The 22,815-nt window shown below is 46.4% G+C and carries 23 protein-coding genes; 8 read left to right on the forward strand and 15 right to left on the reverse strand.

Features of this window, described 5'->3' with window-relative positions:
- The first annotated feature begins 156 nt into the window (after positions 1-156).
- Both nudE and cysQ read left to right on the forward strand, forming a co-directional pair.
- Positions 157-708, forward strand: a complete 552-nt coding sequence (nudE, locus tag AB6E30_RS15830) for an ADP compounds hydrolase NudE (protein ID WP_372104334.1) — start codon at positions 157-159, stop codon at positions 706-708.
- 36 nt (positions 709-744) lie between these two features.
- Positions 745-1,572, forward strand: a complete 828-nt coding sequence (gene cysQ, locus AB6E30_RS15835; protein ID WP_017062477.1) for a 3'(2'),5'-bisphosphate nucleotidase CysQ — start codon at positions 745-747, stop codon at positions 1,570-1,572.
- Between the two features lie 119 nt (positions 1,573-1,691).
- On the opposite strand, the gene AB6E30_RS15840 is transcribed toward cysQ, so the two are convergent.
- From AB6E30_RS15840 to gspC, 12 genes are all read right to left on the reverse strand, one after another.
- The gene (locus tag AB6E30_RS15840; RefSeq protein WP_017070118.1) at positions 1,692-2,471 is read right to left on the reverse strand and encodes a type II secretion system protein N; all 780 of its coding nucleotides are present in this window, start codon (positions 2,469-2,471) and stop codon (positions 1,692-1,694) included.
- Between the two features lies 1 nt (position 2,472).
- Positions 2,473-2,961: a type II secretion system protein M gene (locus AB6E30_RS15845; RefSeq protein ID WP_017070117.1), complete on the reverse strand. Its 489-nt coding sequence runs from the start codon at positions 2,959-2,961 to the stop codon at positions 2,473-2,475.
- A gap of 20 nt (positions 2,962-2,981) precedes the next feature.
- The gene (gene gspL, locus AB6E30_RS15850) at positions 2,982-4,211 is read right to left on the reverse strand and encodes a type II secretion system protein GspL (RefSeq protein WP_372104337.1); all 1,230 of its coding nucleotides are present in this window, start codon (positions 4,209-4,211) and stop codon (positions 2,982-2,984) included.
- Positions 4,180-5,229: a type II secretion system minor pseudopilin GspK gene (gspK, locus tag AB6E30_RS15855; protein ID WP_372074879.1), complete on the reverse strand. Its 1,050-nt coding sequence runs from the start codon at positions 5,227-5,229 to the stop codon at positions 4,180-4,182. The genes gspL and gspK overlap by 32 nt, the downstream gene beginning before the upstream one ends.
- Positions 5,213-5,980, reverse strand: coding sequence for a type II secretion system minor pseudopilin GspJ (gspJ, locus tag AB6E30_RS15860; RefSeq protein ID WP_372074880.1), 768 nt, complete (start codon positions 5,978-5,980; stop codon positions 5,213-5,215). The genes gspK and gspJ overlap by 17 nt, the downstream gene beginning before the upstream one ends.
- Complete coding sequence (gspI, locus tag AB6E30_RS15865) at positions 5,967-6,362, reverse strand: type II secretion system minor pseudopilin GspI (protein ID WP_372104341.1); 396 nt, start codon at positions 6,360-6,362, stop codon at positions 5,967-5,969. The genes gspJ and gspI overlap by 14 nt, the downstream gene beginning before the upstream one ends.
- Positions 6,349-6,942: a type II secretion system minor pseudopilin GspH gene (gspH, locus tag AB6E30_RS15870; RefSeq protein WP_017062484.1), complete on the reverse strand. Its 594-nt coding sequence runs from the start codon at positions 6,940-6,942 to the stop codon at positions 6,349-6,351. The genes gspI and gspH overlap by 14 nt, the downstream gene beginning before the upstream one ends.
- 78 nt (positions 6,943-7,020) lie before the next feature.
- A complete protein-coding gene (gene gspG / locus AB6E30_RS15875) occupies positions 7,021-7,464 on the reverse strand; it encodes a type II secretion system major pseudopilin GspG (RefSeq protein WP_017062485.1) in 444 nt (147 codons plus the stop codon).
- 88 nt (positions 7,465-7,552) lie between these two features.
- Positions 7,553-8,773: a type II secretion system inner membrane protein GspF gene (gene gspF, locus AB6E30_RS15880; protein WP_102320993.1), complete on the reverse strand. Its 1,221-nt coding sequence runs from the start codon at positions 8,771-8,773 to the stop codon at positions 7,553-7,555.
- 1 nt (position 8,774) lies between these two features.
- Positions 8,775-10,277: a type II secretion system ATPase GspE gene (gene gspE / locus AB6E30_RS15885; protein ID WP_102394588.1), complete on the reverse strand. Its 1,503-nt coding sequence runs from the start codon at positions 10,275-10,277 to the stop codon at positions 8,775-8,777.
- Positions 10,277-12,301 (reverse strand): type II secretion system secretin GspD, encoded by a 2,025-nt coding sequence (gspD, locus tag AB6E30_RS15890; protein WP_372104344.1) that lies wholly within the window; start codon positions 12,299-12,301, stop codon positions 10,277-10,279. The genes gspE and gspD overlap by 1 nt, the downstream gene beginning before the upstream one ends.
- Before the next feature lie 41 nt (positions 12,302-12,342).
- The gene (gspC, locus tag AB6E30_RS15895) at positions 12,343-13,224 is read right to left on the reverse strand and encodes a type II secretion system protein GspC (RefSeq protein WP_372104347.1); all 882 of its coding nucleotides are present in this window, start codon (positions 13,222-13,224) and stop codon (positions 12,343-12,345) included.
- Positions 13,225-13,555: 331 nt separating this feature from the next.
- Between gspC and hslR the strand changes: the two genes are divergently transcribed.
- From hslR to AB6E30_RS15915, 4 genes are all read left to right on the forward strand, one after another.
- On the forward strand, positions 13,556-13,942 hold the full coding sequence (gene hslR, locus AB6E30_RS15900) for a ribosome-associated heat shock protein Hsp15 (protein WP_017062490.1): 387 nt from the start codon (positions 13,556-13,558) through the stop codon (positions 13,940-13,942).
- A gap of 18 nt (positions 13,943-13,960) precedes the next feature.
- Positions 13,961-14,854: an Hsp33 family molecular chaperone HslO gene (gene hslO, locus AB6E30_RS15905; RefSeq protein WP_017063067.1), complete on the forward strand. Its 894-nt coding sequence runs from the start codon at positions 13,961-13,963 to the stop codon at positions 14,852-14,854.
- A 337-nt stretch (positions 14,855-15,191) separates the two neighbouring features.
- Positions 15,192-16,817 carry a phosphoenolpyruvate carboxykinase (ATP) gene (gene pckA, locus AB6E30_RS15910; protein ID WP_136977385.1) on the forward strand — a complete coding sequence of 542 codons (1,626 nt, stop codon included), beginning with the start codon at positions 15,192-15,194 and terminating at the stop codon, positions 16,815-16,817.
- Between the two features lie 154 nt (positions 16,818-16,971).
- Positions 16,972-18,942 carry an AsmA family protein gene (locus AB6E30_RS15915; protein WP_372104350.1) on the forward strand — a complete coding sequence of 657 codons (1,971 nt, stop codon included), beginning with the start codon at positions 16,972-16,974 and terminating at the stop codon, positions 18,940-18,942.
- A 40-nt stretch (positions 18,943-18,982) separates the two neighbouring features.
- On the opposite strand, the gene AB6E30_RS15920 is transcribed toward AB6E30_RS15915, so the two are convergent.
- The 3 genes from AB6E30_RS15920 to AB6E30_RS15930 are packed head-to-tail and all read right to left on the reverse strand — an operon-like array spanning position 18,983 to position 21,282.
- Positions 18,983-19,918, reverse strand: a complete 936-nt coding sequence (locus AB6E30_RS15920; protein ID WP_017065806.1) for a bifunctional GNAT family N-acetyltransferase/hotdog fold thioesterase — start codon at positions 19,916-19,918, stop codon at positions 18,983-18,985.
- A gap of 16 nt (positions 19,919-19,934) precedes the next feature.
- Entirely contained in the window at positions 19,935-20,369 is a 435-nt protein-coding gene (gene dtd, locus AB6E30_RS15925; protein ID WP_372104353.1) for a D-aminoacyl-tRNA deacylase, read from the reverse strand.
- Positions 20,341-21,282: a virulence factor BrkB family protein gene (locus tag AB6E30_RS15930; protein ID WP_019826491.1), complete on the reverse strand. Its 942-nt coding sequence runs from the start codon at positions 21,280-21,282 to the stop codon at positions 20,341-20,343. Before AB6E30_RS15930 ends, dtd begins: the two co-directional genes overlap by 29 nt.
- A gap of 205 nt (positions 21,283-21,487) precedes the next feature.
- Here AB6E30_RS15930 and AB6E30_RS15935 point away from each other — a divergent pair, with 205 nt between their 5' ends.
- Positions 21,488-22,129 carry a DUF2959 domain-containing protein gene (locus AB6E30_RS15935; protein WP_372104356.1) on the forward strand — a complete coding sequence of 214 codons (642 nt, stop codon included), beginning with the start codon at positions 21,488-21,490 and terminating at the stop codon, positions 22,127-22,129.
- Positions 22,130-22,160: 31 nt separating this feature from the next.
- Positions 22,161-22,691 carry an AAA family ATPase gene (locus tag AB6E30_RS15940; RefSeq protein WP_372104359.1) on the forward strand — a complete coding sequence of 177 codons (531 nt, stop codon included), beginning with the start codon at positions 22,161-22,163 and terminating at the stop codon, positions 22,689-22,691.
- The last annotated feature ends 124 nt before the right edge of the window (positions 22,692-22,815 follow it).

Genomic DNA, 22,815 nt, shown 5'->3' on the forward strand with positions numbered 1-22,815 from the left:
GTTACCATCTTGAGTAAGGTATTCAAGTGATCGCAATCGGTTCCTGCTCTAATAATTCTAGGATATGAAAACTCGGATCTAGGAACTCAACGTCATTTCCCCTATATTAGAATGACTTTATAAGAAAGAATTCCAATGAGCTAAGGAGCGAGCGCAATGACAAAAAGGACCAAGCCAGAGATTTTGGCTAAACAAACTGTCGCTCAATCAAGACTATTCTCTATCGAGTCTCTCGACTTACGCTTTTCAAACGGCGAACAGCGCACTTACGAACGCATGAAGCCCAGCGGGCGCAACGCAGTGATGATGGTTCCTATTACTGAGCAAGGCGATATTCTATTAGTACGTGAATATGCAGCGGGAACTGAACGCTACGAACTTGGCTTTCCAAAAGGGCTGATTGATCCAGGTGAGCAGCCAAACGAAGCCGCCGTTCGCGAACTCAAAGAAGAGATAGGCTTCGGTGCCAACAAGCTTACTCCGCTGAAGGAAGTGATCCTTGCACCCTCTTACTTCTCTAGCAAAATGACGCTGTTTATTGCAGAAGACCTCTACCCAGAAAAGCTAGAAGGTGATGAGCCAGAGCCTCTCGATATTGTGCGCTGGCCACTTGCTCAAGCCGAAGAACTGTTAACACATCTCGATTTCTGTGAGGCTCGGAGTATTACAGCCCTGCTTTTAAGCCTTCGTGTATTAAACAATAACTAGAACATTCAGGCTCGCTCTAAGAGTAAGAGAACATTTATGCCAATAACAAAAGATTTGTCTCACCTCCTACCCTCTGTCATTGAGATTGCTCGCTCTGCTGGTCAACTCATCTTAGAGATCTACGAGAAAAAGGATTACGAAGAGTTCATTAAGAGTGATGACACTCCTGTAACCAGTGCCGATCTTGCAGCACATAAGCTGATATTAAAAAAACTCAGTGAATTGACGCCTGATATTCCCGTATTATCCGAAGAAGACGCCGACATCAGCCTAGAGCAACGCTCTCAATGGGATCGCTACTGGTTAGTTGACCCACTGGACGGCACCCAGGAGTTCATCGCACGAAGTGGTGATTTCGCGACAATTATCGCCCTAATCGAGCATAACAAGCCAGTGATGGGCGTGGTATACGCACCCGTTTCAGGTGTGAGCTATTACGCTTACAGTGGCAAAGGCGCTTGGAAGATCCCAGACCTTAATGACAGCGTGAAAATCAAAACGCATCGTCACGAGCTGCCAAACCAGTCAATCGCCATGGCGATCAGCCGTCGCCAGGACATCAATCGCATCACTAGCCGTATGAGCTCAGCATGGAATTATGATTTGGTTCCTCTAGGCTCAGCAGCGCTTAAGGCCTGTTTAGTCGCAGAAGGCGCTGTGGATTGTTATCTGCGCCTTGGACCAACCGGAGAGTGGGATACCGCCGCAACGCAGTGCATTGTTGAAGAAGCTGGCGGACGTATCTTAAGTACTCAACTAGAACCGCTTTCGTACAATGAAAGAGAAACGCTAGAAAACCCGAACTTCATTGTACTCGGTGATGCAGATTTACCGTGGGTAGAAATTTTGCAAGGCAAAGACTAGGCGAGTTTGCTCCCTTTAACTGTCAGATATCCTCTAGATTCTCAGAACAAACAAAACGGGCACCTCAGTGAGGTGCCCGTTTTTTATATCTCGTAATTTAGTGACCCTTAGCCGTTTAGCTAAAAACGACCTTGATAAGTAAACTGGTACTTACCTTGGCTATCAGGATTACCCAACCATTTAAGCTGATTTTGCATCGTTGGCGGGAATTCAACACCCGGTTTAAACCACGCTGCAGATGTGTAGCGCTGGTTAGATGTTAGACTCGCTGAGAACTCACTGTCTACTTGAGTGCTCTTCTGAACGCCTTTGGCTGCAATTGTACTGTCTTCACAGGTTATGTCCGCAATCACAGGACCAAGGTCTAACGAACCAACAGGTGAATCGACTGCAGCACCAGACCAAGCCACAGTACCTTCACCAGACTGACACCAAGGTTGAGCATGAACCGCATGCTTGATCGTCAGCTCAACCTTTCCACCAATTGAAACCGGGACTGGAATGGCTGGAGCATATTTCATCACGTTAGCAGCGGGCATTGATGCGACTAAGTTTTCCGCATACGCACCACTCATGCTGTACCCAACACGCCCTTTTCCTGACAAGTTCATGTCGCTATTACGACCAAAACGAACCGCTAATTCAGCTTTGGCTTGGAAGAGTTTAGAGAACTGAAAGTCCCACTGTACTGAACCGTAATTAACACGCTGCCAGGCGATATTATTGGCGCTGCCCTGCCAAACCGTTCCTTCAACACCTTCAATATTCAAGCCACGCACAGCCGGTGCATGTTTGAGTACAAAAGAGGCCGGTAGATGCAGCAACAGACTAACCGAGAAAAAGACAATAAAGATGCCGCCAAAAAGTAAACCTAACTTCAAAGATAAACCGCGTTTCACATTAACCTCGTTTAAACTGTAGTCGGTTGACCTCAATAACCCCTGGGTTATCGGAGCGATCAATGTCCATAAACTCTACTTCGACACCCTGCTTCTCTTTCAAGTATGTCAGCCAATCTAAGAACTGATTAAAAGGCACAGGTTTCACCCACACTTGCAACATTTCGCCACGTGGTTGCACGCGTATTAGCTCGATATTAAAGCGACGCATAGAAGCTGGTACAGATTGATTCAGAGGCTGGCTCGCACTGATGCCACCACTGCCTCGCAACTCAACCACTTCATTGGCTTTATTGGTTACCCAAGCTAGAAGCTGCTTCTCACTTTGAATACGGCTCTGCGCAAGTTCAGCTCGCTGACTGAGTGGCTGGATTAGCCCCCAATAAACGACACCGACCACCAATAAAATTGAGCAACCAATCACTAATCGTTGCTCTCTTTGACTTATTGAAGTCCACCACGCTTGGAGTGGCTCAATCATATTTCTCATCACTGATCTCCTTACGCAGTTTATTGACGGGGTTTAAGGGTAAAGCTACCAAATACGGCATCACCATTACGATTCAATGGCCCTTGCTCAACGGTAAACTTCTCTTCAAGTTTCACTCGCGCAGTCTCGAAATATTGGAAGTCAGTACTTTTCGCTTCCAATCTCACCTCTGAGCGGTTGCCGTCGTAGCGAATACTATTCACTTCGATGGCTTTCACTTGTCCTAAAGTTTCTGGCAGTAACGCTAGCCATCCAAGTAAGGAATCACCATCACCCGAGCCACCATACTTCTTAGCTTCGTCGTTCATCTGGCGCTTAAGGTAGCTGACCGTCGGAATACGTTGCTTGCCCGGAAGTACGCTTCTAAAAATACGTTCACTCTCCGTTCGGTACGCTTCGGCTTGTGCTTCGTACTGCTGAACCTTTAAGGCTTGCTGAGTGACGATCACCGCCACCAGCAAACAAGCTGCGATCGCTACTTTTTGCCATACACGCCAGTACTTACTGAATGAAGATTTGGTTTTAAAGGTGCCCGTCAGTAAGTTTACGCCACTTGTAATGGCTTGTTGGCTCAGTAAAGACATCACCAGTTCAGCAGGTTTAGCTTGCCACTCAATGCCACTTTGCAGTTGAACGTCATCGCTCGGCATCGCGGTGTAGCTGAAGATAGTCGTCGCTTGCTCTTCGTCATCAGCAACAACCCAATCACTTTGCAAAAACATCGGTAACCATGCTTCGCTGATCGATACAGCTTGATAGTTACCTTGACGTAATAGCCAATGCTGGTCGATCTGTAATGCACTGATGCCTTGCTCTTCAAAAGGCACGGCCAGTGTATCTGGCAACACCTTACGGAAGATAATATTGGCTTCGCGGAACAGGTCTAACGCTTGCTTTAACCATTCACGATCGACACCACACACTGTCGCGTGCGTTGCGTCTTTCTCTAAAATAGTCAGGTGTAAGTCTTCGATATCTTGTGCGACTTCGTCTTCTAATAAAAACGGCAGCATAGAATCGAACTGGCGAGCAGCACCTTTCGGGATCTCAACACGCTTAATTAAGCATTCATTTCCCGGCAATAAAGCGATACAGCTACGCTTTTCAGCGTAAGGCGTTAACTCATCCAGCTGCTCCCAGCTAGACAGTTCGCCACTTGCTATCACTTCTTGTTGGCTTGTCGACCAAACTAACCACTGCACAGGGCTTTGTGGTTCGCTACTCAGTCGAACGGTCAGAAACTCGCTCACTGATTCCTCCAAAACGACGGCGTACTACCGTCACTGTTTCTCGATTACTACTATAGAAAAGCGTCCGTATACGTACACGTGACTGCTCAACTAATACCTCTGCATCTAGCTCAAAATAGGCGCTATCTACAGTTAAATATGCTTTCGCTTTTTTGCTGACTTCGGCACTCACACCCACAATAGCAGGCTCAGCCATAAACGCATCCACCGTATCCCAACCATCGAATGGGCGTTTGTCTATCAGCTGTTTGGCATCCGATTCACTTAAGCCGGGGGCAAACATCGCTTCCAATAACGGCGCCTGCTTTTCCGTAAGAGTATTCACATTCAAACGGAAATCGTCGCTCGGCAGAGCACAAACAAAGGGGCGAACCTTATTCATCACCTCACCAGTGACTTGATAAACCGAGCGTAGCTCGGACTCATCGGCCATTAAGCCATTCGCTGCCAAATAAGATGGCTTCATCGCCTCATAAGTACTGTCTTCTACACCAGCTGAAGAGGAGGTTCGGGTATCACTATCAACAAATTCCCAGCTTGAATGTGCAATAACCTCGGCCTGATAAGGCTCAACATCTTGGTTTTCCAACAAGGTTTGCCAAACCGTAATTAAATAAGGTGTTTGGTTACTTGAAGTCGTCGCCACACCAGCCAACGCATTGAGATTAAAACATGCCTGAGCATCAACAATACGGCCTTTAACTTGACCATAATCCAACGGGTATACCTGTTCTTCTAACGCCCATGGTTGACTCAAGTTGACGGTATCACTGTCTTTGTAGCTTTGCCTAATGCCGTCTTGCACCAGCGCTTCGACACCAATGCTGTACCAGTAAGCCTGTTGGTAATTCAGTTGATTTCCCACGCGCTTAAATTGAGTAAACAGGCGTTCCGACATACTGCCTGCGATGGTTGCCATTATCGCCAGTAGCATCAGGATAATGATCAGCGCAACACCTCGCTGCTTGCGCCCCATGGCAGACCTTGTCAGTGCAAACTTATTAGTTCGATGAGTCATTATTCCCCTCATTACTACTTGAAGAGTCACTGTTTGAAGAATCATCGGCCTGATCGAGCGTGCCACCTGGGGTGAGATAAATACGCTCTATCTCACCATAATCTTTCAAGGTTAGCTTTAACCTTACCGCTTTCGGTAGCGATTTGTCGGTTTGCCACTCTTTCCCCCAGCGGCTTCCGTCATAAAACTCGAATTCCAAGCTTTCAACATCATCAAGCAAAGGCGTAATCACACCTTCTTGTCCTGCAGGAGTATCGGGGTAGCGCCACCACACACGCTCAAGCGTTTCTTCTTTAATGCGGTAACCCACTTTGGTGACTTCTCCGCGAGGAAACTGCTGCTGTGGGTTATGCCAGCCAAGGCGAGTAAACATGATGCCAACGCTGTCGGAATCCAGTAAATACTCTTTAATTAAGATCAGCTTAGATGATGCTTCTTCACCGTTGGTACGAAATTGTCGTACCGCCATCTGGCGAAAATCATTATCTAAAATGACTAAGCTACGTTGCAGTTGATTTAAACGAGCACTGCGCTCGATTGAAAGCTCGTTGCTGCGCTGAACCTGATTTACTACCTGATAAGCCGCCATGCTTAACGTGGCAAAGATAGCGATCGAGACCAAAACCTCAATTAAGGTAAAGCCTCTCCCTTTCGAAGATAGTCCTTGTTTACGAGGCACACGCTTATTGGCGGACATGCTCTTACTTAGCGACTTGCTCTGAGCTAACGACACGCTTTTACTTGACCACATAGCTGCGCACCGTGACCACTGGAGAAGCTTGTTTACTGGTTGCCACACTCACATCAAACGCCTTTAATAAATCATCGCTAGTATCGATTGGCGTGACCTTCCAAAACCACTCTCTCTCGGCCAACTCTTGTGTGCCCTGCGCTTTTTTTAGCTTCTCAGGATGCAGCATCACCAAAGCCATTTGATTATCAACGACCATAGCCGCGAAGGTTTTTTCTTCGAGATAACTGAGGGTATTGATGTGCTGAGTAACAGCACGAATCACACTGATCGCCGCAGTCGCAAAGATAGCGAGCGCAACCAATACCTCAAGCAGCGTCATTCCTCGAGAACCAAGGGTCATACCACGAGAACGAGAAGGAGAACGGTTATTCCTCTTCATCTTCTTCTCCCGGTTCTAGCAGTCGAATCACACCATTGTCCAATACTCGAATACGCCAACCATCTTGTATGGTGTCTCCGGTATTTGGATAAAACGACAATACAAATGGCGTCATTTCAGCACTCGACAAGATGTAGATCTGTGGTGGTTTCGGCTTCTTTTCCTCTTCAAGATCAGCAAACATATCTTCATCAAACAAGCTTCCTGGGTTGAACAACCGATCATCGTCTTCCCATGCGCCACCACCTAAGGTCAGTGACAATGCGAGTTCTTCCGGTAGTTCAGTTAAAGAGGGGATTTTTTCAAAATCGACTTCTTGCCAGCCTTCAGACTTAAGCGCCATCAGTACATAGGTCGATTTCTTTTCATCAACTCGAACGCCAAAATCTAAGCCGCTCAAAATAGCCTCTTCATTGAGTAATTGAACTCGCTGATAAAAGCTTTGAGCGTATTTTTTAGCAACATCTTTGCTATTGGTAGGAATGGTCGCGATCACCGCAACCGCCGTTACTGACAGTAGTACCAACACCAAGAGAATCTCAATCAAGGTGAAACCTGGCTGTGTTTGCTTAGTTTTCACCTTTAGACTCCATCTGTTTACGTCCTACCATCAATAACGTATCAAGCATCAATAACGAATCAAACAATAAGCTGAAGCTTATTGGAAATCCTGCATGTTCCAGTTGCCGATATCCGCCGCAATACCTTCACCACCTTCTTGGCCATCAGCACCAAGAGTGAAAATATCAATAGTGCCGTTATCACCAGGGCTTAGGTATTGGTACTCGTTACCCCATGGGTCGTTTGGCAGACGCTTGATGTAGCCACCGTCGCGGTAGTTACGAGGCTCTGGGCTGCTTGGCTTAGAAACCAATGCATCAAGACCTTGATCCGTTGTTGGGTAAACGCTGTTATCCAGTTTGTACATATCTAGCGCGTTCTCTAGCGCCACAATATCAGTGATGGCTTTTTGTTGGTCAGCCTTCTCTTTGTTACCCAATAGGTTAGGTACAACAAAGCTCGCCAATACGCCAAGGATAACCACAACAACCATCACTTCTAATAGGGTAAAGCCTGATTGTTTCTTCATTCTGTTTTTCATTATTTTCTCCAAATTACAGACAGCGAGTTGAAGGTAATAATGTCCTTCTTCTCGTTAATCCAAAAACTAACGTCTTATGAGCAGTTGATTAACCACTCATCAAATTATTCATTTCAAGCATCGGCATCAGAGTCGCCATCACAATGAACAGCACTAAGCCTGCCATCAAAGCGATAAGTGCTGGCGTAAAGATACCTAACGCGATATTCACGGTCGATTCAAAGCTTTGATCCTGGTTATCTGCCGCTCTTGTTAGCATTTGCTCTAACTGACCACTCTGCTCACCACTGGCGATCATATGCAGCATCATTGGAGGGAAGAGTTTGGTTTGATCGAGCGCTTTACGCAGGCTTGCCCCTTCTCTAACACTGTCTGACGCCTGCAGTACTTGTTGCTTCACATGGTGATTCGACATTACATCAACCGCAACCTTCATCCCCTCAAGGATAGGAATCGCACTCGAGGTACAGATAGAGAGTGTTCGTGCAAAACGAGAGGTATTAATTCCTTTCGCGATCTTGCCGATCAGTGGAATGCTTAATAGCTTGCGATCCCAACTCATGCGAACACCCGGCTTTTTCAGAGCTGTCTTAATCAACACAATCACACCGATGATCAACAACAGTAATTGGATGCCCCAATTCTGGATAAATTCACTCGATGCCAATAAAAATTGTGTCGATTGAGGAAGTTCTTGGCCCATTTGGATAATCGGTTCAACGATCTTAGGTACCACGGTTGCCAGCAGGAACGAAACAATCGTCACCGCAAACACCACCAGCACCACAGGGTAGATCATCGCTTGCAGCAACTTAGAGCGCATCTTCTGACGGTTTTCTGCGTAATCAGCCAGTCGCTCCAATACCGCATCTAAGTGACCCGATTTCTCACCAGCCGCGACCATGGCTCTAAACAGTTCATCAAAGATATGTGGGTAATCAGCCAAGCTATCGGCTAGCGAATAACCTTCCGTTACCTTCGAACGAACCGCCAGTAACATGGTTCGAATACGTGGCTTTTCAGATTGCTCCGCCACGGCTTTCAAGCACTCTTCTAGCGGCATGCCTGATTGCACCAAGGTGGAAATTTGGCGAGTAATCAAAGCAAGGTCTGGCGTGCTGATACCACGCTTAAAGCTGGTCGAAGGCTGTGCACCTTTCGTCGTTTTAGCTTTAGCTTCGGTCATCTCAACCGGCATCAAGCCTTGTTCTTTTAAGCGCTGGCGAGCCTGACGAGCGTTATCCGCTTCAATCGAGCCCTTTTTGCTCTTACCCTTGGCATCCAGCGCTTTGTATTCAAATGCCGCCATACTAGACTTCCTTGGTCACACGCATCACTTCTTCTAAGGACGTTACCCCTTTCAGAACTTTGCTCAAGCCATCATCTCGAATACTTGGTGTTGTGCCACGAATTGCTTTCTCAATTGCCTGTTCGCCAGCTTCACTGTGAATCAGCTCTTGTACCGAATCGTCAATCATCAATAGCTCATGAATACCAGTACGGCCTCGATAGCCTTTGTGACTGCAGCTTTCACACCCTTTGGCATGGTAAAGCGTTAGGCTGTCTTTCTTCTTCAACCCAAACAGTTTTTTCTGTTCTTTATCCGCTTCGTAAGGTTCTTTACAGTCGTTACACAGGGTGCGAACCAAGCGCTGAGCCAAAACACCCAGCAGCGAAGAAGAGATCAAGAAGGGTTCGATGCCCATATCACGCAGACGCGTAATTGCACCGATTGCCGTATTGGTGTGAAGGGTCGACATCACTAAGTGACCGGTCAAAGAGGCTTGAACAGCGATCTCTGCGGTTTCCAAATCACGGATCTCACCAATCATGACCACATCAGGATCTTGACGAAGAATGGCACGTAAACCACGCGCAAAGGTCATATCAACCTTAGGGTTCACTTGTGTTTGACCAATGCCATCAATATCAAATTCAATTGGGTCTTCAACGGTAAGGATGTTGCGTTCGTTGCTGTTAAGCTCTTGCAGGCCAGCGTACAGGGTCGTCGATTTACCTGAACCTGTCGGGCCGGTCACCAAGATAATGCCGTGTGGGCGCTGAATCAGCTTACGGAAGTTTTCATGGTTTTCTGCTGTCATACCTAAACTGTGCAAGTCTAGACGAGTGGCGTTTTTGTCCAACAGACGCATTACCACACGCTCACCGTGCGAAGAAGGCATGGTTGAAACACGAACATCAACCGCTCGGCCACCAATACGCAAAGAAATACGACCATCTTGTGGCACGCGTTTTTCCGCAATATCCAATTTAGCCATAACCTTTACACGTGACACGAGCAGCGGAGCCAGTTTACGGCTCGGCGCCAACACATCACGTAACACACCATCAATACGGAAACGGATCGACAGTGATTTCTCAAAGGTTTCGATATGAATATCCGAAGCACCCTCTTTGATCGCCTCACCCAGCATCGCATTGATTAACTTGATGATTGGTGCATCATCTTCTGATTCAAGTAAGTCTTCGTCTTGAGGCAGTTCTTCCGCTAGTGAGAAGAAGTCATCACTATCAGCACCAATGTCTTCCATGAGCTGACGAGCTTCTGACGAGTCACGCTGATAAGCATCGGTCAGTTTTTTATCAAACTCATCGAGAGTAATCGCTTGTGGCGTGAAACCATTTTTCACAACACGACTCACTTCAATGATCGCCGCCGATTTCAGTGGCTCAACATAATAAAGTATCGGTGCGCGCTCTGGATGTTGATACTCCAACACCATCTTATAGCGATTCGCAAAGCTAAACGGCAAGCGCTGATAAGTACGTGCCGCCCCTACCAATTCAGCCATTATTCTGTTTCCATCTGATCAATGAAGGCTTGAAGTTCAGCCGGGTAATTCATGCTTTCGCCAAATTTAGGCAGTACTGGAATATTATCGTCATCCATCAGCTTCAGGCCCTGCTCTGACTTATACAACTGCTCAGCACGAATAAAGTTGTATTTACGCTGAGTAATACCATCAGCCGTCATACCATCACGAATAATGGTCGGCTTGATGAATACCATTAGGTTCTTTTTCTCAACCTGAGTACTGGTTGATTTAAATAGATATCCAAGTACTGGGATATCACCCAAGAACGGCACCTTAGATTCACTCTCTAATGCGCGTTCATCAATCAGACCGCCAAGCACTAGCATCTGACCATCTTCAATGATCACTGACGTGTTCAGTTGACGCTTGGCAAAGCGAACATCAACCGCACCATTCGCACCCAATACATTCGAGACTTCTTGTTCAATGTTCAGCTGTACAGAGTTACCTTCATTGATCTGTGGGACGACTTTCAGCTTGATACCCACTTCTTTACGTTCAACCGTCTGGAATGGGTTATCGTTACTTGAGCCTGCAGTGGAACCAGTTAAAACCGGAACCTCTTCACCCACAATGAACGACGCTTCGCCATTGTCCATTACCGTAATACTTGGAGACGATAGAATATTTGAATTTGAATCAGTCGAAACAGCACTAATAAGAGCGGTCCAGTCCCCCATAACCAGAGGTAATGCTGCACCATTCAAGCCGCCCAAGGCAGAAGCTAATGTACTGTAGTCACCTTCTTCTGTGGTCGTTTCGTTGCGTAAAAAATTACCATCTGAATCATAAACAGCTGTAGTTGAAGTAGTATCTTTAGCCTCTTCAAGACCAACCATTACTTCACCAATTTTTGGCCCACCATTTGAAAATTGAATTGCTCCGCCGTGCTCTAAAGAACCCCATTGCACACCAAGGTTAATACCGTCACCTTCTGCCATCTCGACAATTAGGGCTTCAATCAAGACTTGAGCGCGACGAATATCCAGTTGCGCGATCACATCTTGCAGCGCGTTCATGATGTCTGGTTGGGCGGTAATAACCAAAGAGTTGGTATCACTGTGAGCTGAGATCACCACTTTGTCACGTTGAGATGAGCTACCTTTAGTTGAAGATTGCTTTTCTGATTGCAGGTTGTCCGACACGCCTTTCAGCACATCGACTAAATCTTCTGCTTTGGCGTATTTAAGGTAAATTACTTGGTTGTTGCCCTTGGTTGCCATTTCCACATCAAGCTGTTCAATCAACCTTCTTAAACGGCTACGTACCTTAGGGTCACCTGAGATAAGAATCGCATTGGTACGTTCATCGGCAACTAATTTAGGTTGTAGAAATGCAGGTGTGTTTTTCGCATCAGTGGTTTTGCTTAACGCATCAACGATACGTACCATTTCTGCCGCAGAAGCATTCTTTAGCTCAACGACTTCAATCTCTTTATCACCCGCTTGGTCAACACGCTTGATGATTTCAGCTAAACGGTTTACTACCGCCGCTCGGCCTGTAATAAGGATGATGTTGGCTGGGTCGTAGTGCACAACGTTACCCGCGCCTGCATTGTCGTTTAGTTGACGAAGCAGAGGAGAAAGTTCACGCACCGAGACATTACGAACCGTCACAACACGTGTCACCACGTTGTCGCCTTTGATCGTATCACTGTCTCCAACGACTGGAATTGCCGATGTTTTCGAATCCTTGGCTTTGATGATCTTAAGAACACCCGAGTCCATTTCAACGACCGCGTAGCCATACACCTCTAATACGTTTAAGAAGAAGCTGTAATATTGCTCTTCATTGAGTACGTCATAACTGCGCACATCAATTTTCCCGCGTACCGAAGGTTCAACGATGATGGTCTTCTCTAAGTTGCGGCCAACAATATTAATAAACTCTTGAATGTCAGTGCCCTTAAAGCTGGCACTAAAATCACTCGCGATGGCTGCGGGTGTGCAGATCAAGCTTCCTGCCAATAACCATGCACTTTTCTTAAACCAATGCTTCACGTACTTCTCCTACACTTTCGTCCTTCGTTAGACGCAAAGTTTTAAAATTCAATAAACACTTCATGTTGTTGACCATCTCTCTCGACGACGAGGTTTAGCTCTGTCAGCTCTGAGATAGAACGGAATATGTTGCCCATAGCAGCAGGGTCTGTCAGGTCTTGTCCATTTAACTGAGTGGCAATATCTCCGTTTTGGAGCCCAACAGAGTTAAAAAGTTCTGAATCTTTGCCAGGGCTCACACGATAACCGATCACTTTATCGTCACGCTTCACCTGAGACAGTCGAACATATTGGAAGATTTGTTGCGGTTCTTTCATTATCTTCGCTTTAATTTCATCAAGCTTCTCTTCTGCTGAAGCCGGATTATTACCACGAACCGAAGAAGAGCTACGAGGTGGCGCAGGCGCTGATACAGCCAAACGCTTGTACTCAATACCTTCAAGCATCAAGGTTTCGTCTCGTCCTGAGTTATCAATGATAACGCGGTCGATTAATACCGCTTTTAACTTGGCTCGAGTGCCTTCAATCTCTTCATTAATTCCGTAGGTCGCTTGCGTGCCGCGATTGGCGATCACCGCTAAGCTCAGTTTTGGATTCGAGCTCGCAACTGCACCCACTAAAACGAGGTTTAATCGCGTCTTAGGCGCATCTTGGATAACTTGCTGTTCAACCACAGCGGGCGTGCTTGGGTTGTAAGCACCAAACATGTTGCTCTGCTGCAAAGAAGAGATATCAAGGGTCGATTGAGGTGCTGAAGACGATGAAGCCGTTGCTGTCCAAGGCGCGATAGTTTGCTCAGCAGGTTCGATAAACCATGCAAGCTGCCCTAAGATCCATGCGGAAGCTGCAATCAATACACAACAGGTCGCTAAGCTTAGTTTCTGCTGAAGTACAAATCCATTCTCTAATAAGCGGCTCAACATAGGAGAATTCCCTACGCGATTTTTGAGCTCTAAAAAGTTCACTTTCCTAGTCCCTTTTCATGACGACAAACGCTGCAAATCATTAAACTTTCAGCTTTTTTATTCATTCGTTCGATACCAAGCTTATTTAAGCAATAAGATCCTGAACTATATCATAGCAAATCGATAAATCGGCATAACATGGCTATTTTGTATTATGACTTGAAAAAAATGCCAACCGCCTCCACTTTAAGCTTCTACTTAATGTGATAAGCATCATCAAAAACATGTTGCGCACTGTTCGTTACAGTTAAACCGCATTCATTTCTCACTTAATAAGGCACAGCCCTATATGAAAACTGCTAATGAAGCTGTCAGACTCGATAAATGGTTGTGGGCAGCTCGTTTTTACAAAACCCGGTCTATTGCTCGCAACATGGTCGATGGTGGCAAAGTCCACTATAATGGTCAGCGCAGCAAGCCAAGTAAAATTGTCGAACTTGGGGCTGTGATTACACTGCGCCAAGGTAATGAAGAAAAGACGGTAACGATCGAGAAAATCTCAGCCCATCGTGGTGGAGCCCCGATCGCTCAAACCCTCTATGAAGAAACCACCGAAAGCTTGGCAAAAAGAGAAGAGTTTGCACAACAGCGCAAGCTAAATGCTCATAGCCCAGCACCAGAACGTCGTCCAGATAAAAAGCAACGTCGTGACATCATCAAGTTCAAGACTCAATAAGCTAGAAGGAATAGCCAAATGGCAGACCCAATGTCTACAAGTAATGTTTTAAATCGCTACCTATTTGAAGACCTATCAGTACGTGGTGAATTGGTACAGATGGACGAAGCGTACCAACAGATTATTTCTAGCAAGGAATACCCAGCTCCAGTACAAAAGCTGTTGGGTGAGCTACTGGTTTCAACGACGCTACTAACGGCGACCCTAAAGTTTGAAGGTTCTATCACGATGCAGCTGCAAGGTGACGGCCCAGTATCTCTAGCAGTTATCAATGGCGATCACGATCAGAAGATCCGTGGTGTTGCTCGCTTTGAAGGCGATATCGCAGACGACGCAGGTCTACACGCCCTAATGGGTAAAGGTCATCTAGTGATCACTATCGATCCTAAGAAAGGTGAGCGTTACCAAGGTATCGTTGGTCTTGAAGGTGACACGCTTGCACAAGTGCTTGAAGGCTACTTCGCTAACTCTGAACAGCTTAAGACTCGTCTATGGCTGCGCACTGGCGAGCATGAAGGCAAAGCACACGCTGCAGGTATGTTGCTACAAGTAATGCCTGACGGCACCGGTACTCCAGACGACTTCGAGCACCTAGAGCAACTAACAGACACCGTGAAAAACGAAGAGCTATTCACTCTAGAAGCGAACGAACTGCTTTACCGTTTGTACAACCAAGAGAAAGTACAGCTATTCACACCACAACCGGTTGAGTTCTTCTGTGGCTGTTCACGCGATCGAAGTGCAGCAGCAATCATTACTGTTGCTCAAGAAGAGATCTACGACATCCTAAGCACCGAAGGAAGCGTTGGTCTACACTGCGATTACTGTGGCACAAACTACTCGTTCGACAAGAATGATGTTGATGCACTGTACGCAGAAGCAGCAGATAAAGGCAGCAATACGGTTCATTAATTTACGGCGTACCAAAAACACGTAATTTACCCCAAAAAGGTCAGCACTCAGCTGGCCTTTTTTGTGATCAAAATAGCGCAAACTCCGTAACATCTCGTAATAAAATCACCGCTTAATTTTAATCAATTAATAATGTTCTCGCCCCTAGCGCAAAGGTTTGCGTACAGGATAGACTAGTTGGGCCAATATGTGACGAGGCGCTTAAAACCCCAAGGTTAATATGGATATTTTTTGAGCTGTATCCCTGTTTCCCCCGAGCCTCGTTGCTAGCATGGTGAGCAGATAACAATAAAAAATTATTACAAAATCCCTACAAAATATCCTACAAGGAGCACCTATGACCGTTATGGAACATACTAAGGCTGCACAAATTGATCTAACTAAGCACGGACTGACTGGCGTTACCGAAGTTCTTCGTAATCCTAGCTACGAGCAGTTATTCGTTGAAGAAACACTGCCGGGTCTAGAAGGCTACGAAAAAGGCGTAGTAACGGAACTAGGCTCCGTTGCGGTTGATACTGGTATCTTTACTGGCCGCTCACCAAAAGATAAGTACATTGTTAAAGATGACACAACACGCGATACCATGTGGTGGTCAGATCAAGGCAAAAATGACAACAAACCGATTACCACTGAAGTATGGGACGAGCTGAAAGAGCTTGTAACAACTCAGCTATCTGGCAAGCGTCTGTTTGTCATCGACGGTTATTGTGGTGCTAACCCTGATACGCGCTTAAGCGTGCGTATTATCACTGAAGTAGCGTGGCAAGCGCACTTCGTTAAGAACATGTTCATTCGTCCAACTGACGAAGAGCTAGCAACGTTCGAACCTGATTTCGTGGTAATGAACGGTGCTAAAACAACTAACCCTAACTGGGAAAAGCAGGGTCTAAACTCTGAAAACTTCGTTGCTTTCAACCTAACAGAGCGCGTTCAAATCATCGGTGGTACTTGGTACGGCGGTGAGATGAAGAAAGGCATGTTCGCAATGATGAACTACCTGCTTCCTCTGCAAGGCATTGCTTCAATGCACTGTAGTGCAAACGTCGGCGAGAAAGGCGATGTAGCCATCTTCTTCGGTCTATCTGGTACAGGTAAAACTACGCTTTCAACCGATCCTAAGCGTGAGCTAATCGGTGATGATGAGCACGGTTGGGATGACGATGGTATCTTCAACTTCGAAGGTGGTTGTTACGCGAAGACGATTCGTCTATCTAAAGAAGCAGAACCTGAAATCTACAATGCAATCCGTCGTGATGCACTACTAGAAAACGTAACAGTTCGTGGTGATGGTTCTATCGATTTTGATGACGGTTCAAAAACTGAGAACACTCGTGTTTCTTACCCAATTCACCACATCGATAACATCGTTAAACCAGTATCAAAAGCCGGTCACGCTCAAAAGGTTATCTTCCTGACTGCTGATGCATTCGGTGTACTGCCACCCGTTTCTAAACTGACTCCAGAGCAAACGAAGTACCACTTCCTTTCTGGCTTCACTGCAAAACTAGCGGGCACTGAGCGTGGTATTACTGAGCCAACGCCAACGTTCTCTGCTGCATTTGGTGCGGCATTCTTAACTCTCCACCCAACTCAGTACGCTGAAGTGCTTGTGAAGCGTATGGAAGCAGCTGGCGCTGAAGCTTACCTAGTGAACACAGGTTGGAACGGTACTGGTAAACGTATCTCTATCCAAGATACGCGAGGCATCATCGACGCTATCCTAGATGGCTCAATCGACAACGCTGAAACTAAGGTTATCCCTATGTTTAACCTAGAAGTGCCACTAGCGCTGCACGATGTTGACCCAGCGATCCTTGACCCACGCGATACGTACACTGACCCTCTACAATGGGAAAGCAAAGCGAAAGATCTAGCCGAGCGCTTCATCAACAACTTTGATAAGTACACAGACAACGCTGAAGGTAAGTCACTGGTTGCAGCTGGTCCTCAACTGGACTAATCCAACCATCTGCTCGGGCTTAGCCAAAAGCAAACGCCCAATTTAAAATGATATTTTTGTAGCAAGCCCCTCTTTTGAGGGGCTTTTTTGTTGATGCTTGACCCTTTTTGTTCCACTCTGTTTTAAGACTATTGAAATTTAAGGCTTTCAGGGAATGAAAAAGGTATTCATGGTGTTCGGCATTGTGTTGGCTATCGCCGTTGCAACTATCGCAGCGCTGCTATTAAGCCTGCAGACCCAATACCGTGCGGATGTTGCCAACTTTTTTATCAAACATACGATTGAACAACCTGTATTCATTGAAGATGTTGAGTATCAGGCGCCTTATCACATCACCTTAATGGGCATTACCCAAAGCCAACCAGAAAAGCAAACACCTCTGTATATCGACAAGATCGATCTTTGGTTCAGCCCCAGCTCGATGACAGAGGCCAAACTGGTCTTTGAATCTGTTTTGATCAGCGGCCTACAATTAGAGGCAGACGATCTAAAAACACTGACTTCTTTATTTACCCAACCAAACATCAAGCTCCACCAGCTGGCCATCAACAATCTCGACTTTTCGACGCCAGAGTTTAATGCGCGAGGCATCGACCTGCAGATCTCCGCCCCAAAATGGAACAACGACAACTCACTTCTCCCTTATGGAAAAACCCAACTCTCTGCCTCACAACTGTATTGGCAAGGTGAAGCATTCGATAATCTGTTGATTGACCTAGACTTAAAACCTAGCGATAGCACGCTTTATGGTGCTTCATTTGACTGGCGTGGCGCCAAGATTTCCGGTCAAGCAGAGCAGTATCAACAAGATTGGTCGTTGGTGAACGTGACCGTCGATGGCTTACGACTCAATCAGGAACAGACCCAAAACCTACTAAGCAAAGAGTGGGATGTTGCAGGCATTAAGATTAATCACATCAATAGCTTAGATATTCTGCGTAGCGACGTAGAGTGGCAAGATGGCCACCTCGCTGCCTTTGATGCCTCATTAGAAAATATCCAACTGCCTTTTGAAATCTGGAAACAACAGAAAGCCATTTTTTCTCTACAGGCAGAAGGAGTGACCATTGATGATGACATGTTCATCGAGCCAAGCCTCAAGCTCAACCTAGAAGCAAACCGGATTCTGATTGAGGATTTCTATACTCAATTCCTGCAGGGCACTGTTCAGCTCAATGGCGAAGTCGCCCCTAGCAGCATTCAATTGGCGCAGCTCGACCTGCAAGGCATCAAGTGGATTACCGAAAACCAAGATAGCCCTCTACCGGCCGCTCGCCTATTGCCTTGGCTCACACAGCTCCAGAACGTCGAGATTAACCGACTTAATATAGAACGCAGCCAACTTATCCAACTAGCACAAACGCCTTACTGGCAGGTCTCTGGATTACATGTCGAGGGGCATCAAGTTCAACTGCTGCAAGATAGAAAACTGGGCTTGTGGCAAGGGAAGCTGATGGCGAGCGCCAATGATGCCAGCTACCAAAATATTCTCAGCGCACAGCCTGTGGTTGAGATGAATAGCGAACAAGGAAAATGGACGCTGACTCGTCTGTTTGCACCACTCAGGAATGGCTACATTGAAGCCAATGCAACGCTCGATTTTAACCAAATCAGCAAGCCATGGAGCTTAGATATTTCTGCCGATGGGTTACCCATTGCGCCTATGCTGCAGCGACTTGAATTACCACTCGATGCAACCGGCTATGGCGAGTTTGAACTTCAAGCCGCAGGTTTATATGGCGACTCACTGATGCTCGGTTACTCAACCACAGGGCAACTCACTGGCAGCGTTCGCCAGGGTGTGATGACCTTTAATGACAAGCTTTCTGAAACATCGACTGATAACGTGTTTGAAATTCCAGAGCTTAATGCGCATTTTGACCGTGGGCGCTTCACTCTCGAACCGATGCATATTATTGGTGCATCATCAGCAGAGCAAGGCGAACAAAGGGTTCAAACGCTCAATGGCGAGGCTTCTGGAGAACTCGACTTGCTTAAAGCTGAGCAACACACCCTCTCGATTACCCTATCGGACCCATGCCATCAAATCTCAGGAAAGCTCACCCAAGCTGAGTATTCGGAGATTAACGACTGCCAACAAAAAAGCGCCACTCCACAGGAGTAGCGCCTTGTATCTTTAATCTGTATCTGTTAGCCAGTGTCAGCTATACGTTTACGTTGGAGTCTGTTGATAATCGCTTTTTGTAGTCAGGGATCAGCATATAGGTTCCCGTAAACTCTACCGCTTCCACATCGCCGCTATGAATGGTCACGTGAATGATGATACGTGCCTTTCTTCCTGACGCGAGGCGGTCCAAGTCGCCACTGATCCCATCCAATGAAGTAGAGGCAACAGGGTTTTGCTCAACCGGGTGACGATAACGAATATTACTGTCTGCCAGCACGATATCACCGGTCAACCCACGCTCTTTCATCAATAGCCAAGTCATACCCCAACCAGTTAAGGTCGCTAAGGTAAAGGCAGATCCTGCAAACATGGTGTTATGCGGGTTCAAGTTAGGATTCAGCTGAGCACTACACTCAAATTGGTAACCCGTGTATTGGTTGATCTTGATGCCCATCTTGTCACTGATCGGGATCTGATGTTCCCAGCGCTGCTGAAGCTCATTACACCACTCAGGCTTGCGTAGAACGTCTGCCATTGGGTCAAGATGCTTAACCATCTGTTGGTGACGCACAGGGCCACGTTGATCGTTAATCTCACCGCGACGTTCAAATTCATTCTTCTCATAGAATGAGATCGCATCTTCACGTGCATTACACACCAAGCGCTTAGCACCCTCTTGGCGAGCCAATGACTCAAGTGCGACTAGAATCAACGAACCCATGCCTTTACTTTGGCGAGATTTCTTCACCGCCATATAGCGGATCTGACCTTCCAGATCTGGGGTGATATACAGACGACCAATCGCCATCGGGCGACCACGACCATCAACAATCATGCGATGGTGACTCATTGGGTCATATTCATCGCGCTCAGAACCTACCGGCATTCGCCAAGGTTCACGGAGCATCTGCCAACGAAAATGGTAATACTTGTTTAGCTGATTTTCGGTGGTTGGTGTTATGAGTTTAAACATGCTTATTCCTTTAAGCCTAAACCTGCAGCCAGAATGTCACTGGGCCATCATTAACCAAAGACACTTTCATGTCGGCTGCGAATCGGCCACGTTCCGTTGGCAACACTAATTCACACTGGTCAGAGAAATAGTTGTAAAGACGCTCAGCATCTTCTGGGTGAGCACCACGAGAGAACCCTGCTCGAGTCCCTTTCTTGGTATCGGCCGGCAGAGTGAATTGAGACACCACTAATACCTTACCTTCTACCTGCTTCACGTTGAGGTTCATTTTATCGTCTTCATCTCCAAAGACACGATAAGTGGTCACTCGTTCCATCAAACGTTTAGCTTTGGCTTCATCATCACCTTTTTCTACGCCTAACAGAACCAATAAGCCTTGCTCAATCTCACCAACTACTTCGCCATCAACACGGACGGCAGCTTCACTTACTCTCTGGATCAGTGCTATCACTGTTGTTTCCTTGCTCTGTGATTTTGTCTTTATCCGACGAGTGTACCATTTCTTTCGAGTCACTCCACTGTTCCTGCTCACCCAATGCAGCGGTCACCTCAGCACCCACCAGCACAATCAACCAGCACAAATAAACCCAGACAAAAAGAATTGGTATTGCCGCCAATGCGCCATAAATCAACTGGTAAGAAGGGAATTGAGTAATGTAGGCCGCGAAGCCTTTCTTACTGAGTTCGAACAACAGAGCCGCCACTAGAGAACCTGCAGCCGCATGAGAAAAGTGTATCTTTTTGTTGGGAACCAACAGGTACAGACCGAAAAACGCAAAGAAAGAGAGAATCAAAGGAAGTTTGCGAATCACGGTGTTAAAGGCGCCAGACACCACTTCGTTTTGCAACAAGCTCAATGATGTCACATAAGAAGTGGCTGCAATGCTCGCCCCAACTAAAATAGGTCCAAGCGTGAGCACCATCCAGTACATAGAGAAAGACAGCACCGCTCGTCGCTTCTCATCGACACGCCAGATGTAGTTTAAGTTCTTATCAATATTCGAGATCAGCATCAGCGCTGCAATGAATAAGAACACACTACCGACCGCCGTCATTTTTCCGGTATTGGCAACGAACTCTAACAAGGCACCGTGTACGGCATCCCCAGACGCGGGAACAAAGTTGGTAATAACGAAGTTTTGAATCACGATACCAACATCAGCAAAGATGGAGAATGACGACAAGATAGAGAGCAGAACCGTCAACATCGGTACGATCGAGAGCAAAGTAATGTACGCCAAGTAGCCCGCATTCACGTTGACTCTATCATGCGTCATTCGCGCCAAAAGATAGCGAGAAAACTGAATACTGAGTGTGGCGACCTTTTTTATCTTCAACTTGTAACTCCCTTGTAACTCGTTCATAGTCCTAATTATTATTCCGATATATCAATAACAGTGAATAAGTGTTCAAAAATAGCGTAGGAAAAAGGCTTGAGAACAAGGCAGAGTTTTTTGATAAGTAGTTATTCTACAATCAAAAATTCTAACGCCGTTATCGAGCATTTTAACAAGCTAGGTTGAGCGGTTATTTACTACGATTGATATTATTTAACTATAGGAAACTAGGATGCCTTATTTAATAGTTATAGTCCTCTCTATTTTTACTCTTACTGGATGCCAGTCAGCTTATTACTCCGCCATGGAGCAAGTGGGTTACCACAAGCGTGACATTATGGTCGATAGAGTGGAAGATGCTAAAGAGTCGCAGCAGGATGCTCAGGAAGAGTTTACCAGCGCACTTGAAGCCTTGAGTAGCCTGACTAATCTCAGTGGCGGCGACCTTGAAGACATGTACAACCAAATCAACGATAAATACCAAGACAGCGAGAAAGCCGCGCAAAATGTCAGTGACCGCATTGCTGCGATTGAAGATGTGTCGGATGCGCTGTTTGAAGAGTGGCAGAGTGAGTTAGATCTCTACACCAGTGATTCACTGCGCCGCTCGAGCGAGCAAAAGCTTCGTGAAACTAAATTGTCTTACCAAACGATGCTGTCAGCAATGAAGCGCGCCGAGAAGAAAATGGACCCAGTGCTCAATACCCTTCGCGACAACACGCTTTACTTGAAGCACAACCTCAATGCGAGCGCTGTCGGCTCGCTGCAAGGTGAGTTTATGAGCTTAGAAAAAGACATCGCCTACGCAATAGAACAGATGAATGCTGCGATCGCCGAATCGGATAAGTTCCTTGCTCAACTAAACCAGAAATAACGCCCGTAGGCACAAATAAAGATAAGCCCGTATGAACCCAATCATTATTACTGGCGGCCCTGGCGCCGGAAAAACCACATTGATCAATGCTTTGGGTGATGCGGGTTACCCCACCTTCGCTGAGTCCTCTCGCCAGTTAATCGAACAGCAGAGCCAACTTGAGAACGGTATCTTGCCTTGGTTAGACCTTCCGGGCTTTGCTCGCCTATGTTTAACCGTCATGAGCGAACAAAAAGACCAAGCCCGTCAGCATCAAGTTGCCTTTCTCGATCGCGCTATTCCAGACATTTGTGGCTATTTGGCTCAGGCTAACCTAGAGATAGATGCGGCCTACCGAGAAGCAAGCAAAGGCTACCACTCACAAGCCTTGTTCTGTCGCCCTGAGGCTTCAATTTATGTACAAGATGATGTGAGACCTTATCCGTTTGAGGAAGCGCTAGAGATTCACCACGCTTTAGAAAGAGTCTACCAAGAACTTGGCTATGAGGTGGTTGAAGTGCCGTTTATGCCAGTCGAAGAACGGCTTCAATTCGTTGAGCGTTACTTATGTATCAAAAGCTAGATCCCCAACTCGGTCGTTCCTCCCTCTTGAGGATGACGAAATCTCGTTTAACCGTATCTAAACAAACTAAAATCGAGTAGGAGGAGGCCTCACGGCCTCCGTCCTCTCACACCACCGTACAAGC

The organism is Vibrio sp. 10N.247.311.12, from assembly GCF_041467515.1.
Classification (GTDB): Bacteria; Pseudomonadota; Gammaproteobacteria; order Enterobacterales; family Vibrionaceae; genus Vibrio; species Vibrio crassostreae_C.